The sequence below is a fragment of the Thalassomonas sp. RHCl1 genome, from assembly GCF_947387555.1.
Taxonomy (GTDB): domain Bacteria; phylum Pseudomonadota; class Gammaproteobacteria; order Enterobacterales; family Alteromonadaceae; genus Thalassomonas.
In genome coordinates this window covers 726,949-743,589 of the sequence record NZ_CANDNZ010000002.1, presented here as the reverse complement: position 1 = coordinate 743,589, position 16,641 = coordinate 726,949, and the positions used below count along the sequence as shown (strand labels likewise).

The following is a 16,641-nucleotide window of genomic DNA, read 5'->3' as shown; positions in this document are numbered from 1 at the left end:
GCCCAGATGAAAATTATTGCCTTTGCCGCGAGCAACCATAAAAAATCCATCAATAAACAATTAGTGGCATACGCCGCACAGCTACTGACAAAAAGTGAAGTTGAGCTCCTGGATTTAAATGATTATGAATTGCCCCTGTACAGCCAGGACAAGGAAGAAGAGCTGGGGCACCCTCAACTGGCAAAGGCTTTTTTGGCGAAAATAACCGAAAGTGACGGCATACTCATCTCTTTTGCCGAGCATAACGGCTCTTATACCGTCGCCTATAAAAACCTGTTTGACTGGTGCTCCCGCATCGAACCTAAGGTGTTTCAAAACAAACCTATGGTGCTGCTGTCAACCTCTCCGGGATCTATGGGGGCTTCCAGCGTACTGGCCACAGCAATACAGTCGGCCCCGTATTTTAACGGCATTGTTAAAGCTAGTTTATCTATTCCGAGCTTTTACGATAATTTTGACAGTGAGAAACAACAGCTCAAACACCAAGAGCTGGATGAGCAGTTAAAAGATGCCGTCAGCCACCTCAATCACCTCAAGTAAGTAAGCATTCTGCTGAAGAAGAGGACATCAATGGTTTTCACTATTGATGTCCAGGAAGTGTCATTAACAAATAGCTGAGCCATTTTATAAAATGGTTATTTGTTACTTTGACTATTGCCGGAGTTAAACGCAGGGTATTGATTTGGCTGTGGATAATGTATCCTTGGCTGTGACTGCTGCATTTTTCCAAAGACATAATTGCCAACCAGACCGCCCGCCGTACTACCTGCCGAAGGCCGGGTATTGACCTTCTGTCCGGTGGCATGTTCAAAACCAGATTGTGCAAACCCGCCGGCAAAATCTGAGGTAAATTGCCTTAATTTATTCATTTGCTCTCCTTTGTTGACCCGGGGTATGCCCGATTGCTTCCCCGCCTGACTAATACCACTTTTATTCGGCATTTATCATGCCAACTAAAATAGGATGAATTAACCGGATTCTGATGAAAACAATGGCATATCTTCGGGGTATTATCCCTCCGGATAATGCGGATAACAGTTCATTAAAACCCGGCTTCAATAACCGTATTTTCCGGATAATATTAATTAGTGGTTCGGCTATGATAGCTGCCCTGTTGATGGATATGTACATCATAGGTTGAGCCACTGTTACTGCGTACCCGGATGAGCTGCGAGTTTTGATTGCTGCTGGTCATCCCTGAAGCCTGTTCCTGGGCTTCGCCTGTGTGCATTTGACATAAATTTTCACCTTTTTTGCTGATAAAAATAGAGGTTAATACCTTACGTGAAGGTACTAACCTCAAAGGCAGAAACTGTTCCAGTTAAGTTATTAAATTTGATGCTTCAACATGCTGTTATTTAAACGTATTTTTTATAATTACGGATGTAAATTCTCCATCAAGACATCGACTTGTGATCAGGGTGAAAATTGACCCGTCTTCATTTGCACGGGGCAAAGTATTTTTCTTCCAGCTCAAGCTCTGAGTCCTGTGCCTGCAGTAACCAGTTCAGCTCCCGGTATAAGTCCCATTGGCTTTTCTCCGGCCCCAGGTAATAAAAGATCTCATTAGCAAAAGGCGGTTTTATTTTGAAATCCAGCGGGGTAAAGCCCAGTTTGGCCATGGCTTTTTGCGACGGAACATTATGGTGATAAACCTTGGCATAACAGCAGTCCTGGGCAAAATAGCGTTGTGCAAGGGTCAACAGTCTTGCTACCGCCTTAGGACCATAACCCTGCCCCTGAAAATCAGCGCCGAGCCAGTAATAAAAAAAGCCAACTCCCTGATAGACTTCCAGTGAAACCGAGCCGATAAACCCCCATTCGATATGCATCACCGCAAAAAGGTATAACCCCCGCTCTTGCCGGCAACTGTCAAGCCATTGTAGCCACTGCTCGTTTGAGGTGAATTTCGGTAAGTTGCATAGTTTTCGGATGCGGGAGTCGGCATATTGCCAGCTGAAATTTTCCAGGTGCTGCTCGGTAAGCGGCAGTAACATCAACGGATCGTCCTGCAAATCAGTCAGGGCAAACGGCAGCTGTTGCCATTGCGATTTACAGTATTCATAGTTAGTGATCAGTTCGGGATCAAATGGCCGGGCCAGCAGCTGATTTTCCAGTACCGCCAGTGCCTCGCTATACAAACCCATTTGCTCCAGGCAGTAACTTTGCTTAATGCAAAGTTCATTGGTATTTAACCCTTCAGCGCCGGAATAGGTTTCAGCTGTTTTGCTATCGCCCCGGTTTATTTCAAGCAGTTTGCCGCAAATCGAGGCCAGTAAAGGCCAGTCACTTAAATAACCGGCCAAATCACTGGCCAGTAATAATTGTGCTTGGGATAAAACTGGACTCTCTGGTGCCAGGGCCTGGCGCATTTGCAACATCAGCTCCAGCCTTTGTCCTGCCCCTATCTGGTTTTGAGCAAGCATATCAGCCGTTTGCAGCCAGTTAACGGCCCGGCCACCGGTTGACATAGCCGACACCGCATTTAATTCAGCCGTTTGTTGATAGGCAGAAGCACTGCTTACTTGATTACGTTCACTCGCTGGGACCAGGGACGCCGTTGCCATGACATTTCCTGTTAATTCATTTTATTACCCTACATAAGCTGTAAATGGCAAATTCAGTGCCAGCAACGAACATCTTAGCAAAGTTATCTAATTTATTGTTTTATAATGAATTAGTGATAGTATGCAGCCCATTTCCCCGGCAAGATTTAATCGGCTGCATACTTTTTGACCCTGAGTTATTATTTTTCGGGTTAAAATCTACCCAAATTTAAGCCGATAAACTCGACTTTCATCTCACGGATACTGTATTAAAAGGTAATATCCGCCAGGGCATACATTTTCCAGCCTTCGCTGGTGCGGTTAAAGGCATAAAAACCGTGCACAGACTCTATTTTTGAGCCGTCTGCACGCCGCCGTACGGCTAAAGCCACGGCATGTGCTTCTTTGTTATTAATGCCCTGGATCTCAAATTGCCAATCGGTCGAATGATCCCATGCTTTTTCTTGTTTGAGCTTTTGCGGGTCTATCGGGTATTGCTCGCATAAGGTCATTTTCCCGTCTTTAAGGTAGGTGAGCGGGTATTTCACCATGCGATCTATTAAGGCAACATTGTTGGTTTTAAAACCTTCGACATAATACTGCATATAAGTTTCAAGCAATTCTTGTTTGAGCTGACTCTCAGTCATCTTTTTCTCCTTAAATCCAAACATCATTTTCTGCGGTAAGCGCCCCGCCGGCATCCCCTGTATTGATCACGCCTTTGGGTTCGATGATCATTACCTGGCACAGCTCCTGTGCGTAAGGTTTGTGCTCAACCCCCTTGGGAATAACAAACATCTCTCCGGCGGATAACCTTATGGTCTTGTCCCTGAGTTCAATGGACATACAGCCTGACATCACCATAAACACTTCATCTGTGTCTTCATGGCTATGCCAGGTAAATTCTCCCTGAATCTTTACCAGCTTAAATTGCACCTGGTTCATTTGCGCGATAACTTTCGGCGTCCACAATTCATCAAATAATGAAAATTTGTCTGCGATATTAACCTTATCAGTTCCTTTAGTTGTCATCGTTATTCTCCGTATTTAGCTAAAAACCTGCTCACGCCATATCGGTAATGAAGCAAATTGCTATGGAATAAGGGGAGTTATCCCCTTCCCCTGCATGTCAATTACATCGCCAGTTTACTGCACATCAGAATAATGGCTGTTAATCGCCACCACCTCCGCAGCCACTACCGCCACCGCAGCCTGAACCGCCGGAATCACCCGAACATCCGCCACCACCAAAGCCGGTATCAGATGAACAGCCAATATGGGTAACGCAGAATGCTGCACTGGTGGATTGGCCTGTATGTGACCCCTTATATGAGCCTGACGATACCACACCGGACCTCATACAATTAAGTTCATAACTAAAGCCGTCTTCAATCTTCAAGCGAGCGTCGAGCGCAAAAACCAGAGGGAGCTTTTTCGGGGAATGCGGATTGATCGTTTCTCTTAAACAGGCTAAACGCCAGACATGTTTGATCCCGGCCTGGGCAATTACTTGAGATTGCATCGCCTCTGCCGGAGTATGATGTAAAAAACGGCCGAAGGCGTGTTTACAAAAGGTCTGGTAGTTACGGGTAAAAAGAATAAACTCATGCCAGGCAACATCTATTACCTGAGACGGCATAGAGATCATCTTGCCGCCGGCTAAATTGTTCAGATGAAAATATTCGCGCAGCCCTTTGATAACCTGCCTCAACTCGCCGTCATTAAGATGAGGATAAGTTTGTGCCACCTTTTTAGTCACGGCATCAGGAAATTGATAACTGTTGATATAACTCATTCGCTTTTTAGCCCTGGTTTTAAAATAAAACAGGCTTGCCGCCGTGACTAAAAGGCAAATGACGATAATGTAAAAGACTAGTTCCATCTTTGAGTGCTCCGGGAGATATACTGCTAAATTAAATCCATCACGCCAATATACCCCCTTAGGGAGCAGCAGGCAAAAATAATATCAAGCGGGTACAGTTACCACCTCTGTAAGCCGAAATTCCTTGATTTTTAAGTATCTTACAAGCAGAGGCTCTGCCTTAGCGACAAAGTCATAAAACTTTTATGTTACTGAAATGTTTTTGAAATTATTTCTCTGCAAACTGCACCTCGCTTTATCAGCAAGCCACTTTATACTTTTCAGGGAATAACCATGCGATACCTTACCACCTTGACCTTACTGGCAATAAGCGGCATCAGCCATGCGGCGCCGGAAGTTCACTACGACCAATGCAAGAGCAGTTTTAACTACAAGCTAAACACCTATTTGGGCACAACCGACGCCGATAACTCAGGTCAGCAGTGGTGCTACCTGAAATCCCCGGTTGACGGCTCCAGCTGGGGCATTGTGCGTGAAGAAACCATACCGCTGCAACAGACCCGGGGAGGCGAAAACTGTAATGCGGTAACCGAATATCAGGGAGAGAAAATTCACGGCTGCACCTCAAAAAACCACACATCTCCCTGGTGTTATAAACCCTCCGGCGGCTGGGACGAGTGTAAACTTCCCGCCGGGGAGCCCCTGCTGGCCCACAGCCAGTTAAACACGAGCAAAAGACTGGATACCATCAGCGCAGGCTCCTGTTTTAAGGTTAAAGGCGATATGCCAGCGGCCATGAGCAGGGTCATAGCTCAACAGCCGGATCTGTTTTTATGGCTCGGGGATAATATCTATGCCGATACCACAGATATGGCCCTGATGGCGCAAAAATACGATGATAAAAAACAAAATGCCGATTACAAGCGCTTCCTTGAGGCCGATATTCCTGTAATGGCCACCTGGGACGATCATGACTTTGGCGCCAATAATGACGGCAAGCATTATCCCAAACGCGCACAAAGCCAGCAGGCTTTTTTACGCCATTACGATGTGCCCGCCGATGACCCGCGCTTTAATGGCCAGCAAGGAATTTACAGTGCCAAAATAGCCGGTCCCGTCAATGAAACGACCCATGTGATCATGCTCGATGCCCGCTATTTCCGTTCGCCAACTTTTTCAAGCTACGGCCAATGTGAAGGCGAAAACTCCACCATACTCGGCCAGCAGCAATGGTCCTGGTTACAGGCAGAGCTTAACAAAAAGTCCGAAATAAAAATTATTGCCAGCGGCATTCAGGTACTGCCGCCGTTAAACCGGGAACGCAATAAATCTAGCTATTGTGCCTACGGCGACGGCAAGCAATTTGACCAGGCGATCAGTAATCTGCAAGAGCAGGACATGTCGGGCACTAACTATGAGTCCTGGGCGGAAATGCCCCAGCAGCGTGAAAAACTGCTGCGTATGGCACAAAAATCCATGAATGACGGTAATGCCAAAGCCATCATCTTTGTTTCTGGTGACCAACACTGGGGTGAATTGCTGCAAAAGAACATGCCGGCATCAACAGAACATGGCGGCGAGGTAGCCTTGTATGAAGTTACCGCTTCCGGTTTTGGTCAAAACTGGCCCTATCATATTCCCAACCCGCTGCGGCTGCCGGTTTATGCCGATACCGCAGGCAACGGCAATTTTAATAACCAATGTAAACTGCCATTTAAATATGGCGGTATTGAATACAAGGGCTGTATCACCCTGGATAATACTAAGCCCTGGTGTTATACCGAGCTGGATAGCAGCGGTAAAGGGATTGAAGGAAAATGGGGTAACTGTGCTCCCACTGGCGCCACGATTCCCACGGGCAAAGTCGGTGTGGTTTCAGCCGATATTGCTGCGTTAACCACAGGTGACCGCCACCTGGTAAATAAGTCAGGCAGTAACTACGGCAAGATTGATATTGACTGGCAAAAACGAGCAATAAAAATGGCGATAGAAACAGCAAGCGAAGAAGCCGTTTCTACCGTGATTAATTTCTAGGTATTAGTTTATCAGCATTAAGCCCCGGACTGTGCAGGAAGCGTACAGGTGAAATTCCCTTGGGCACAGTTAACCGGGGTCCAAATGGAGCCGAAACACCTTCTGCTGTTGTTCTCGGCTCCGATGCCTGCCCGCCTCTCGGGAGGAAGTAATCTTGTAGGACAAGCCCGGTAAGTTTACCGGGCTTAGGTTGTTACGAAGGAAATTTCTCGATTTTAGTGAGCTGTTCTAAGTTATTGTCCCAGTTAGCCTTGCTGGAAACGAAAATATGAGCATTGGGTTGAATCGACACGTCATCATCCAGGCTGCCGGCAGGAACCACCAGTAATTGGCCATCCATCTGAATATTAGGCATTGCCGAACCGCAAGTTAAGCAAAAGCTTTTTACATGCCGGGTTTGGGGCAGATTAAAAGTTTGGATGTTATCTTGCCCGGATAACCAGTTTAGCTTGGCACTGGTTGAAAACAGGCTGGCGGCGTGGGCCGAGCCGGTATCTTTTTGGCAGTATTGGCAATGACAAAGAAAGAAATTGTCAAACTCCCCTGCTATCTCAAAATTTATCTTACCGCAAAGGCAAGAGCCGGTTTTTTTTGAATTCATGTTATTTCCCTAAACATAGATTTAAACAAGTAAGCAGCGCGGAAGCCGCTTTGATTGATGATGTGTGAACGATTTAAGGTCCGTTTTTTGCGATAATATACCCGAGTAGAATGGCGCAAATGACAAATGCAATCACCCCGGAAATTAAGAATGAAAATAGAAAACGAAATAACCAGTTCTTTGTATTACCTTTCCGATATTTCTTCACGGTATAAACGGTAGAAAATAACAATCCTACAGCAACTCCACCGAGCAGGCTCCCTAAAATTAAAAGTATACCCATTGATAAAAATACCTGTAACAACCTTGCTATAATTTGCAGCATGAAACGCTGCGAAAATGCGAATTGCTGCCACTTGCTAATGAATGCTGTTGTCATGTTTTGTACTAATCACAAAACTCAACCTTTAACCAAACCGTATTCCAACGCTTAAGTTTTTCTTCCGGAGCCAAAGTTTTTGGTGATACACAAACCGCAGGTCTCAAATTATATTGCTGCTCAAACATGCGTGCATTTATTGCCCCTTTTGTTTGGTGATCAATTTCACAAGTGACAGCAACCAAGTCATGGCAGGATGAACATTGCCAAAATGAAGCTTGCTCTGAGCCTTGCTTAAATGCTTCAAGTTCATTTGAGTGATAAACCTTCAACTGACCATTCGCATCTGATAAATATGACAGATTTCTTGCGGTGCAAAAATCGCAATCACATGCTCTTGGTTCGTACTCCTCAATATTTTTGGGCAGTGAAATGTTAATCGCTACCTTACCACAACTACAGGTACTTGAATAATCCATATATTTCTATCTCCGATGGCTTAGATCATATAACGTTTGCCCCGTAGCATATCTATACGCGGAGCTTGGATTGACTGGTTTTGTTATGCCTTTTCGTTTTTTGCAGACTAGGTCGGCTTTTCTTCGCTGGCAAGCATGGCCATGAACTTTTCAAATCGCCTCTGCCTGGTTTCGGGTTTCTTCGCACTGGTTAACCCGTAGGCGATAACATAACGACTCGATTTAGTAAGCGTTTCAAAAAACTGTTGCGCCTTCGGCTTGCTTTCAAGTGCTGCTAAAAAATCTGCAGGCACTGTCATTTCACTTACCGCATAGGCGTTCTCCCAGCGACCATCCTCTTTGGCAGAACGCACATGTACGAGCCCGGACTCTTGCATCCGGCCCTCACTTATCAGACGCTCTGCATGTTCTCTGTTCCTCTTCGACCAATTGCTTCGTGTTTTCCTGGGAGTGATCCGCTGGATATAGGCTTGGGTATCAAGTGACTTCTTGATGCCATCAATCCAACCCCAACACAGTGACTCAACCACAACATCGTCCCAAGTCACGCTTGGGATCCCGGTCCCTTTTTTGAAGATCTTCACCCACAGTTCATTTTCGGTAGCGTGATTTACCTCGAGCCACCGGCCAAGATCTTCCGGCAATACAAAGGTCATAATTTTCGCTAAATCGGGGTCAGGCATGAAAATAGATTCTCTTTGGCATAATGCTTTGAACAGCGGAGAGCGTGTAACGAACCCGCCGGTTTAATTCATCAGGCTACTTTACTACGGAAATATCCAGATGAGTACCTTCTGAATACGACATTTTCATTTTATTTGGATGGGAAAACAAAACGTTACCGTCTTGAGACATTTTACCGCTCTTTTTATGAATAAATATTGATTTTCCTGGAATCGCGGAAAAGCCTTCATATGTCGCTACTTTCCAATACACGCCATAATCGACAATGATACCGGTAGCACCACAACTGGCAGCCTTAGGTGTGAAAGCAAAGTTCTTGATAATAATATTCGCTTCTTGATAATCAATGCCATTGGAATAATCAATATTTTCTAATTCAAATTTCCATGATTCGTATAGGTACTTATTATCAGCCTCGTGAACCTCAATGACATTTTGCTCACTAAGCACTTGCTGATCATGAGCGCTTACCCAAAAAGTAACAATTAATGTCATTAAGATAAAATATCGCATACTTATCCAAGCCCCCTAACCCATACAGCTGCGGAGAAAATAACCCGTTGGCTACACTTATTAAGGCTTTTTGCAAATATCTGAGATTGCATTTTTCCAATGCTCCATATCTTTAACATTAACCGCTATGGAATCGTCCTCGCCATTTTCATTGATAAACATGATACGCAGCATTTTCCTAACAGGTGAAACACCTTTTAAACGACGAACAAACTCTACACCTTGAAGCCTTGCTGTTGGCACTGTAATGGCCAGATCAAGAAGAATAAGCTCAAAATACAGTAAATCTTCAGTGAGTGCGATATAACCCATACCACTTGCTTGAGAATAGCCGGATGACTCTATAGCTCTGAACATAATATGCTCTGTCGGCATGATGACTTTCTGTCCTACTATTTTTCTTTCAACCCGCTCCTGTACAAGTTGCTGGCGACGCCATAAAAAGTAAAAAAACCATACAAGTAATGAAATGGCGATCAAAATTGCAATATACATATAGCTCATAAACAAAAAGGTGAGCACAAGCATTAATACATTGATCGCTAAAGCTAATGTGATTCTCACTGAATATACCTCGCGACTCAAGCAGAGCGCATAGCGCCAATTTAGGGGCAGTGATAAATGCCTCTTACTCACAAGGAGCAGCGCCCCATCTTGCATTTCTACTCATTCAATTATTGAAACTATATAACTCGCATAATATTGAACAAGTTAGGTTTGACTTGGCCAAATCAATTAGCAAAATATTCGTAACTACTTTGCAAACCAAGCGGTAGGCCAAGTTGCCAGTAGAGTAATAAAAATAAGCTCCAGACAACGATAAACACGACAGAGTAAGGCAGCATCAACGCCGTTAAAGTACCAATCCCCGAGCTGGTAACATAGCGCTGACAATAGACCACAACTAAGGGAAAGTATGGCATCAACGGGGTTATGATATTCGTACTGGAGTCGCCAATACGGTAGGCAGCCTGTGCTAAATCAGGTGAGATGCCTAGCTGCATCAACATAGGGATGAATATCGGGGCTAACAATGCCCATTTGGCGGAAGCCGAACCGACGAATAAGTTAATGAACCCCGTAAGAAATATAATACCGACGATGGTGAACTGCGCAGGAAGCGCCATAGCCTTTAATAACTCTGCACCTTCAACCGCCAATAACACCCCTAAGTTAGATTGCCCAAACGCGTAAATAAACTGAGCAATAAAAAACATGATGACTAAGTAATATCCCATACTCGACATGGCTTTACTCATGCCTTCAATGGCTTGTTTTGAATTGCGTATCTTCCCTATGGCAATGCCATACACCAGGCCAGGGATGAAAAACAGCAAGAAAATTAATGGCACAATGGATTTCATTAACGGCGACGAAAAAGACGTGAGTGAGCCATTTGCATCTCGCCAGGGAGAAGTCTCAACACTTGCACTAAACACCATAACCACAGTGCCAACTACTATGGCAAGTAAAGCCCAGCGCAACGCCATACGCTCTTCTTGCTGTAATGGCTCCATGGTTGGCAATTCACTGAGATCGCCATCGAGTTTATTTTCTGTCAACTTAGGTTCGATAATTTTGTCGGTAATCGCCCAGCCAAGCAATGTGATGACAATTGAAGAGACCGCTGTGAAATAGTAGTTATTCAATGGGTTTAATAAAATATTGGGGTCTAGTAATTGAGCACCCGCTTGCGATATGCCTTGCAACATGGGGTCGAGCGCTGAAGGAACAAAGTTTGCCGAAAATCCGCCCGATACACCGGCAAAGGCCGCGGCGATCCCCGCTAAGGGGTGACGACCTGCAGCATAAAATATTACGCCACCAAGAGGAATTACCAATACATAGCCCGCATCTACCGCCGAATGACTGACAATACCGACTAAAATCACCATAGGAGTCAAAAGCCAAGTGGCGGTTTTGGCCATGATTGCCCGCAGTCCGGCGTTGATAAAGCCACTATATTCGGCAACACCAATACCAAGCATGGCAACTAAAACCACACCAACGGGATGAAAGTGTGAAAAGTTGTTTACCATGACGGAGAAGAACTGGGTAAGGGCCGGGCCACTCAATTGGTTGATTACCTGTATTCCTTGGCCAGACCTTGGATCGACGGCTTCAAAACTGACGCCGGACAGTGCCCAGGATAAGCCCCATACTAAGAACAATAAAAAAACAAATAATGCAGCAGGATCTGGCAATCGATTACCAATTATTTCTACGCGATTAAGAATGCGCTGCACCCTTGACGGTTTTGCGTCCATGTTGAGCCCCGAATTTGATTGAATTTCACTCTATCGATATTAACGAACATATCGAAAAATAAAAGAGGAATTATAGGTTTATGTAAAGATTATCAATTCATGGAGTCGGGTTGATTAGCATGACTAAATATGAGAGAACAATGGAATCGCCCATTAGCCAGCATGGGAATTAACTTACTATCCTAAATGAAACGCCCTGTACGGACCTGCATACAGGGTGTTGTGGTAAGAGCTGGCTAGATACCAGCCCTTACCCGATTAAAATTGATTGCAACGACCCATATGATGGTTACTTAACCATAGCTGAGCAATACCACTTGCCACAGGCTCTTAACGTGAAAACCAAACACCGATTTGTGAGCCAATATTGGTTACATTCTCCCCTGCTCCTGAACTGTTCGTTGCCCCTTCGGGACGTTGCGGGTAGTGATTACCTTGATCGTCCATGAAGACAAGCTGCTTGTCTGGAAGGTTTTGGAAAATAATAACAAAAGAAGAGCCGCCATAGTTAAACATCCCCATTTCCTGGCCCTTGGTAACGGTAGCCCCTGCTGTCATCTGATCATTGAACGTAATCGTTGACACTTCGCTCATGCCCAAGGGAATGCAGCAAATATAACCGTAATCAGGGGTTTCAATCACCATCAAACCACGAGCATTGACTTCAGCAAGATATGGTAATGAGGCCGTTGTCGCACCGCCAAAATCCGGCAGAACGAGCTTATTAAAATAGGCTCCAGGAATACTGATCGGATCAAACAAAACCTTACCGTTTGCCGGCACCCACCAACGGTGGAAATTATAAGGATTGAGATATGTCTGGAACACGTATCCCCCCTCAAAGAGTGAAGGCAAATCATATTCATCAATGACACTCTGTTGCTCCGGCAGCGGAGAGCTGAGGATATCGCGCAACGAGTAGTTCATGTCTTTGAACCAGAAAGTGTCATCCTTATTCACCTGCCAATCCCAGCGGAACAAGGAGCCGTCATTGGGACAATTTACGATTTGGTTATTGTCAGGTGCGGCGATAGGACGAGCGCTGGCAGGATCTTTGAATTGGCGCGTAAAAAACGAATTCCAGGATGACCAGTAAGGAAGCGTTGGGCTGTCCTTCTTCCACAGGTCAAATTGGTAAGAAGCTTTAGCTTTTCTTGACAACCATTGCTCTCCCTCTACAGAGAATCCCTGTGCGGAGGCTGCTGTGCCGAGAAATTCATGCCATTTGTTCAACACCGCTCCCATCTTTTGATTAAACTCAGGCAGTCCCAAAAGCTGAGAGCCGGGTAAGGTTGGATCAATTCCTACGGTGAACCCGGAAAAAGGCAGACCAACAAGGTCATCGTTAATGTAACGGGGCCACCAGGTCAGCAGATAATTGCACACAAGTGCGAAGAAAGCAGCATTAGGAATCAAAGGGATCGGTACACCATCCGTATCTAAATCTGGGGTATCCCGCATAGTTGTATTCTGGCGGCAGGCCGTAGTCATTAAATAGACACTGTAGGATCATTGGTAAGATATTCGAATAACGCTATCACGGTAGGATCGATCCAACATTCATCTCCCTGAATTGTTTCGACTGTTCCGGCTGCTTCACTCACTTCCGCATGAAACTTTAACCAACTTTCGCTTCCGGGCTCAGGAAGCCACCCGTGTCTATAACTGCTTGGGTATGGTAGCGCTTTGGCTGAATTGTATAAACTGCTCATATAAACCTTCTCCCTTATAATGCTTAAAGATATAAATAGAAATCTTAAGCCATTCATTTTCCATTGATGTATTGCAAAGGAATTATAGTATGAGGAAGAAAAAACTCCATGACACCAGACAGTTAATACGATGTGCCCAACTGCTGACATCTGCCTGAACAGCGAACCGCTTGTGGCCAAGCTGCTGCGCCTGCACACAGCTTGGCTTTTATTTGACCGTTATTGGCCGATTTATTTCTCCGTTATTTACCTATCCTGCTTAGGGCTGATGAGAAGTTCACCCTGATTTACCGCAATACTAACTTTTTGCCCAATGGGAAAACCGGCCAGCTTAAGCCACTTTCCCCTGAGCACTATGCAAGGTTCAAGCTTTACCGGCACATAGTTAATACCTATGCCGCGGGTTTTCGAAGCCGTACAACAAACGGTTTCTTGCACGGTAAGTTGCCGATAAATGGGATATTTTACTTTTGCCGAGCCAAGCTCTGACGTATGATGACATTCAGCCATGACGTACTCCTCGGAAGTTCGTTGTGGTTAGCGACCTCTGGGTGTCGTAGCACTCAGGGGTTGCGCCTTTGCTTGCTGCATAAATAGCAGCGGTTGACTATTGAAGGTACTGGAAGTGGTGCTCTCCTTACAAAGGTGGATCGCACTATTAAATAAAGACCTTTTGGGCGGATAAATCAGGCTGTGCTTGTATTTAGTTTTGTGCTTACTTACACATACTGTATGGATTGCTGTACACAGAGTTAAACACTATGGAAAACATTACGTTATCGCCTTTACAAGGCACCTGAGAGTACTTTCATATCATGAGCAAAAACATATTGCTGATCGGCTATTGTCTATAAATGCCTATGAACAGGAGCAAACCCAACAAGAGAAAAAATAATGAAGAAAATAGCCCGAACAATCTGACAAACCAATGTGAATCCGCCTTAATTGTTAACCAGGCAGTAACCCCTATGTCTTCTTTAAAATACCAGGATAAACAATTATGGCCTCCAAACGTTATAAACATAAAAGCAACCGAATAGAGCCCGAAGCTCTGGCTATCAACAATAACAGCAGCGATTAAAAATATCACAAAGCTTAATAGCGACAGCGCAAGGGTAAATTTCAGAATTTTATTTTCAGGTTCAGGCATTTATATGTCATTAACAACGGACAATACAAGGTAGGTACAGATATTTACTTAAGTAAGTTTGCCACGATAAAAAGCCGATCACCCCAATTGGAGATCGGCTTTTAACACCATTAACCTTCTGAGTTTTGAGCGATGATCTTACGGGCCTGATGAAGCTTTTTATAGCTTTCAATCAGTCTCAGGTGTTTGTCCAACCCTTCAAGCTTCATGCTGGTTTTGGTCAGGCCAAAGAACTTCATTTCACCACTTACCGAGCCAACGACATTCTCCATGTTCTCTTTACCGAACATTCTGCCAAGGTTGTCGATAAAGTGCTCCAGCTCCAGTTCTTCGTCCAGCACTATCTCAAGTACGGTATGAACGGCTTGATAGAACAAACCGCGCTCTACCGTGTTGTCGTTATACTGCAGGAACTCTTCTACCAGTTCAATGGCCTGGTCAAGCTCACCTAATGCCAAGTAGATAAGAATTTTCAGCTCAAGAATGGTTAGCTGGCCCCATACGGTATTTTCATCGAACTCAATACCAATTAAGGTGCGGATATCAATGTAAACATCCAGCTGGCTCTCTTCCAAACGCTCCACCAAACTTGCCAGGGCATCGTCGCTTAATGAATGGATATTGAGGATATCTTCACGGTAATGCAGTGCTTTGTTGGTATTGTCCCAAATAAGGTCTTCAACCGGATATACTTCAGAATATCCCGGCACCAGAATACGGCAGGCACTGGCGCCAAGCTCATTAAACTCGGCAATATACACTTCTTTGTCCAGCTGCTTTAAAATAGCCAGTAGGCTTTCGTTTTCTTCGGCATTGGTGCCGGAGAAGTCCCACTCGCAGAACTCATAATCATGCTTGGCGCTAAAGAAACGCCAGGAGATCACGCCGGTTGAATCGATAAAGTGATCAACAAAGTTTTCCGGCTCAGTCACTGCCATGCTGTTAAAGGTTGGCTTAGGTACGTCATTTAAGCCTTCAAAGCTGCGGCCTTGCAACAGCTCGGTTAAACTGCGCTCCAGCGCCACTTCAAAGCTGGGGTGAGCACCGAAAGAGGCAAATACTCCGCCGGTTTTCGGATTCATCAAGGTGACACACATCACCGGGAACTGTCCGCCCAATGAAGCATCTTTAATCACCACAGGGAAGCCCTGCTCTTCCAAGCCCTTAATGCCCGCTAAAATGCCCGGGTACTTTTCCAGCACCTGCATCGGCACATCCGGCAGCACAATTTCTTGTTCGATGATCTGCTTTTTCACTGCCCGCTCGAAAATTTCCGACAAGCACTGTACCTGCGCTTCATGCTGGTTATTACCGGCACTCATGCCGTTGCTTAAGAATAAATTCTCAATCAGATTAGAGGGGAAATATACGGTTTTTCCGTCGGAGTGACGTACGTAGGGAATCGAACAGATGCCGCGCTCTACCATGCCTGAGTTGGTATCGATTAGGTGTGAGCCGCGCAGTTCACCTTCCGGGTTGTAGATGCCCAGGCAGTAGTCATCTAAAATGTCCTGCGGCAATTCGTCATTTTCACCCGGCTTAAACCATTTTTCATTCGGGTAATGAACAAAATCACTGTTGGCAATTTCTTCGCCAAAGAACTGGTCGTTGTAGAAGAAGTTGCAGTTAAGGCGCTCGATAAATTCGCCTAATGCCGAGCACAACGCACTCTCTTTGGTTGCGCCTTTACCATTGGTAAAACACATCGGTGAAGCGGCATCGCGAATATGCAGCGACCATACGTTTGGCACTATATTGCGCCAGGAAGAAATTTCGATTTTCATACCAAGATCGGCCAAAATGCCGGTCATGTTGGCGATGGTTTTCTCAAGCGGCAGATCTTTACCCAGAATATAAGTGCTGGCATCCTCTCCCGGGTGCCCCATCAGCATCGCCTGTGCGTCATCTTCCAGGCTTTCAACCGCTTCAACCTTAAATTCGGGGCCGGTTTGCACTACTTTTTTCACGGTGCAGCGATCGATGGATCTTAAAATGCCCTGGCGATCTTTTTCAGAAATGCTTTCCGGTAGCTCTACCTGAATTTGGAAAATCTGGTTATAGCGATTTTCAGGGTCAACAATATTGTTTTGCGAAAGCCTGATATTGTCGGTAGAAATATCGCGGGCCGCACAATAGACCTTGACAAAATAAGCCGCACAAAGGGCGGACGAAGCCAGGAAATAGTCAAACGGGCTGGGGGCCGAGCCATCACCTTTGTAGCGGATCGGCTGATCAGCGATAACAGAAAATTCGTCAAACTTAGCTTCAATTCTAAGGTTGTCGAGATAATTAACTTTGATTTCCATCGAACGGTTTCCGAAGTTGTACGCTGCAATCGGAAGCATTTCAAACCTGGTGTTTAAGGTTTTTGCCGGCTGCCAATTAGCGGATTGATCTTAATTGGGGGATTATCCTTGTTTTTGCGGCAATAGTCTTGGGTAAATTGCATTAATTGATGAAATAGGTGCTTTTTAGAGGCATGGCTGTAGCAGTTAAGCCCTAAATATTATCGAA

19 protein-coding genes are annotated in these 16,641 nt (G+C 45.1%); 2 read left to right on the top strand and 17 right to left on the bottom strand.

Going from position 1 to position 16,641, the window contains the following annotated elements; all coding sequences use genetic code 11:
* Positions 1–6: 6 nt before the first annotated feature.
* Positions 7–540 (top strand): NAD(P)H-dependent oxidoreductase, encoded by a 534-nt coding sequence (locus QL234_RS09250; RefSeq protein WP_281557528.1) that lies wholly within the window; start codon positions 7–9, stop codon positions 538–540.
* 95 nt (positions 541–635) lie between these two features.
* Here QL234_RS09250 and QL234_RS09245 read toward each other — a convergent pair whose 3' ends face one another.
* From QL234_RS09245 to QL234_RS09220, 6 genes are all read right to left on the bottom strand, one after another.
* Positions 636–941 carry a hypothetical protein gene (locus tag QL234_RS09245; protein ID WP_281557527.1) on the bottom strand — a complete coding sequence of 102 codons (306 nt, stop codon included), beginning with the start codon at positions 939–941 and terminating at the stop codon, positions 636–638.
* A gap of 140 nt (positions 942–1,081) precedes the next feature.
* Positions 1,082–1,303, bottom strand: coding sequence for a hypothetical protein (locus tag QL234_RS09240; protein ID WP_281557526.1), 222 nt, complete (start codon positions 1,301–1,303; stop codon positions 1,082–1,084).
* Between the two features lie 136 nt (positions 1,304–1,439).
* Complete coding sequence (locus QL234_RS09235) at positions 1,440–2,567, bottom strand: GNAT family N-acetyltransferase (protein ID WP_281557525.1); 1,128 nt, start codon at positions 2,565–2,567, stop codon at positions 1,440–1,442.
* Between the two features lie 248 nt (positions 2,568–2,815).
* Positions 2,816–3,193: a hypothetical protein gene (locus tag QL234_RS09230; RefSeq protein ID WP_281557524.1), complete on the bottom strand. Its 378-nt coding sequence runs from the start codon at positions 3,191–3,193 to the stop codon at positions 2,816–2,818.
* 10 nt (positions 3,194–3,203) lie between these two features.
* Complete coding sequence (locus tag QL234_RS09225) at positions 3,204–3,578, bottom strand: cupin domain-containing protein (protein ID WP_281557523.1); 375 nt, start codon at positions 3,576–3,578, stop codon at positions 3,204–3,206.
* 139 nt (positions 3,579–3,717) lie between these two features.
* A complete protein-coding gene (locus QL234_RS09220; RefSeq protein WP_281557522.1) occupies positions 3,718–4,428 on the bottom strand; it encodes a hypothetical protein in 711 nt (236 codons plus the stop codon).
* Between the two features lie 273 nt (positions 4,429–4,701).
* Between QL234_RS09220 and QL234_RS09215 the strand changes: the two genes are divergently transcribed.
* Positions 4,702–6,402, top strand: coding sequence for an alkaline phosphatase D family protein (locus QL234_RS09215; protein ID WP_281557521.1), 1,701 nt, complete (start codon positions 4,702–4,704; stop codon positions 6,400–6,402).
* Positions 6,403–6,595: 193 nt separating this feature from the next.
* On the opposite strand, the gene QL234_RS09210 is transcribed toward QL234_RS09215, so the two are convergent.
* The 11 genes from QL234_RS09210 to QL234_RS09160 all read right to left on the bottom strand — a co-directional run bounded on the left by QL234_RS09210 (position 6,596) and on the right by QL234_RS09160 (position 16,433).
* Complete coding sequence (locus QL234_RS09210) at positions 6,596–7,003, bottom strand: GFA family protein (protein ID WP_281557520.1); 408 nt, start codon at positions 7,001–7,003, stop codon at positions 6,596–6,598.
* Positions 7,004–7,076: 73 nt separating this feature from the next.
* Complete coding sequence (locus QL234_RS09205; protein WP_281557519.1) at positions 7,077–7,382, bottom strand: hypothetical protein; 306 nt, start codon at positions 7,380–7,382, stop codon at positions 7,077–7,079.
* 8 nt (positions 7,383–7,390) lie between these two features.
* Positions 7,391–7,801, bottom strand: coding sequence for an aldehyde-activating protein (locus QL234_RS09200; protein WP_281557518.1), 411 nt, complete (start codon positions 7,799–7,801; stop codon positions 7,391–7,393).
* 107 nt (positions 7,802–7,908) lie between these two features.
* Complete coding sequence (locus tag QL234_RS09195; RefSeq protein WP_281557517.1) at positions 7,909–8,484, bottom strand: YdeI/OmpD-associated family protein; 576 nt, start codon at positions 8,482–8,484, stop codon at positions 7,909–7,911.
* 76 nt (positions 8,485–8,560) lie between these two features.
* Positions 8,561–8,998: a hypothetical protein gene (locus QL234_RS09190; protein WP_281557516.1), complete on the bottom strand. Its 438-nt coding sequence runs from the start codon at positions 8,996–8,998 to the stop codon at positions 8,561–8,563.
* A gap of 60 nt (positions 8,999–9,058) precedes the next feature.
* Positions 9,059–9,562, bottom strand: a complete 504-nt coding sequence (locus tag QL234_RS09185; protein ID WP_281557515.1) for a hypothetical protein — start codon at positions 9,560–9,562, stop codon at positions 9,059–9,061.
* A gap of 167 nt (positions 9,563–9,729) precedes the next feature.
* The gene (locus tag QL234_RS09180; RefSeq protein WP_281557514.1) at positions 9,730–11,265 is read right to left on the bottom strand and encodes an AbgT family transporter; all 1,536 of its coding nucleotides are present in this window, start codon (positions 11,263–11,265) and stop codon (positions 9,730–9,732) included.
* Positions 11,266–11,595: 330 nt separating this feature from the next.
* Positions 11,596–12,726 (bottom strand): phosphatidylserine decarboxylase family protein, encoded by a 1,131-nt coding sequence (locus QL234_RS09175; protein ID WP_281557513.1) that lies wholly within the window; start codon positions 12,724–12,726, stop codon positions 11,596–11,598.
* Positions 12,727–13,223: 497 nt separating this feature from the next.
* On the bottom strand, positions 13,224–13,487 hold the full coding sequence (locus QL234_RS09170) for a SymE family type I addiction module toxin (protein ID WP_281557512.1): 264 nt from the start codon (positions 13,485–13,487) through the stop codon (positions 13,224–13,226).
* 331 nt (positions 13,488–13,818) lie between these two features.
* Complete coding sequence (locus QL234_RS09165) at positions 13,819–14,127, bottom strand: hypothetical protein (RefSeq protein WP_281557511.1); 309 nt, start codon at positions 14,125–14,127, stop codon at positions 13,819–13,821.
* A gap of 110 nt (positions 14,128–14,237) precedes the next feature.
* Positions 14,238–16,433, bottom strand: a complete 2,196-nt coding sequence (locus QL234_RS09160; protein ID WP_281557510.1) for an OsmC domain/YcaO domain-containing protein — start codon at positions 16,431–16,433, stop codon at positions 14,238–14,240.
* Positions 16,434–16,641: the final 208 nt, after the last annotated feature.

What these genes read in the sequence shown, in the direction of transcription:
- QL234_RS09215 (WP_281557521.1), top strand. Translation starts at nt 4,702, where the DNA reads ATGCGATACCTTACCACCTTGACCTTACTGGCAATAAGCGGCATCAGC.
- QL234_RS09250 (WP_281557528.1), top strand. Translation starts at nt 7, where the DNA reads ATGAAAATTATTGCCTTTGCCGCGAGCAACCATAAAAAATCCATCAAT.
- QL234_RS09175 (WP_281557513.1), bottom strand. Translation starts at nt 12,726, where the DNA reads ATGCGGGATACCCCAGATTTAGATACGGATGGTGTACCGATCCCTTTG.
- QL234_RS09235 (WP_281557525.1), bottom strand. Translation starts at nt 2,567, where the DNA reads ATGGCAACGGCGTCCCTGGTCCCAGCGAGTGAACGTAATCAAGTAAGC.
- QL234_RS09230 (WP_281557524.1), bottom strand. Translation starts at nt 3,193, where the DNA reads ATGACTGAGAGTCAGCTCAAACAAGAATTGCTTGAAACTTATATGCAG.
- QL234_RS09200 (WP_281557518.1), bottom strand. Translation starts at nt 7,801, where the DNA reads ATGGATTATTCAAGTACCTGTAGTTGTGGTAAGGTAGCGATTAACATT.
- QL234_RS09220 (WP_281557522.1), bottom strand. Translation starts at nt 4,428, where the DNA reads ATGGAACTAGTCTTTTACATTATCGTCATTTGCCTTTTAGTCACGGCG.
- QL234_RS09205 (WP_281557519.1), bottom strand. Translation starts at nt 7,382, where the DNA reads ATGACAACAGCATTCATTAGCAAGTGGCAGCAATTCGCATTTTCGCAG.
- QL234_RS09190 (WP_281557516.1), bottom strand. Translation starts at nt 8,998, where the DNA reads ATGCGATATTTTATCTTAATGACATTAATTGTTACTTTTTGGGTAAGC.
- QL234_RS09180 (WP_281557514.1), bottom strand. Translation starts at nt 11,265, where the DNA reads ATGGACGCAAAACCGTCAAGGGTGCAGCGCATTCTTAATCGCGTAGAA.
- QL234_RS09170 (WP_281557512.1), bottom strand. Translation starts at nt 13,487, where the DNA reads ATGGCTGAATGTCATCATACGTCAGAGCTTGGCTCGGCAAAAGTAAAA.
- QL234_RS09225 (WP_281557523.1), bottom strand. Translation starts at nt 3,578, where the DNA reads ATGACAACTAAAGGAACTGATAAGGTTAATATCGCAGACAAATTTTCA.
- QL234_RS09245 (WP_281557527.1), bottom strand. Translation starts at nt 941, where the DNA reads ATGCCGAATAAAAGTGGTATTAGTCAGGCGGGGAAGCAATCGGGCATA.
- QL234_RS09165 (WP_281557511.1), bottom strand. Translation starts at nt 14,127, where the DNA reads ATGCCTGAACCTGAAAATAAAATTCTGAAATTTACCCTTGCGCTGTCG.
- QL234_RS09160 (WP_281557510.1), bottom strand. Translation starts at nt 16,433, where the DNA reads ATGGAAATCAAAGTTAATTATCTCGACAACCTTAGAATTGAAGCTAAG.
- QL234_RS09210 (WP_281557520.1), bottom strand. Translation starts at nt 7,003, where the DNA reads ATGAATTCAAAAAAAACCGGCTCTTGCCTTTGCGGTAAGATAAATTTT.
- QL234_RS09195 (WP_281557517.1), bottom strand. Translation starts at nt 8,484, where the DNA reads ATGCCTGACCCCGATTTAGCGAAAATTATGACCTTTGTATTGCCGGAA.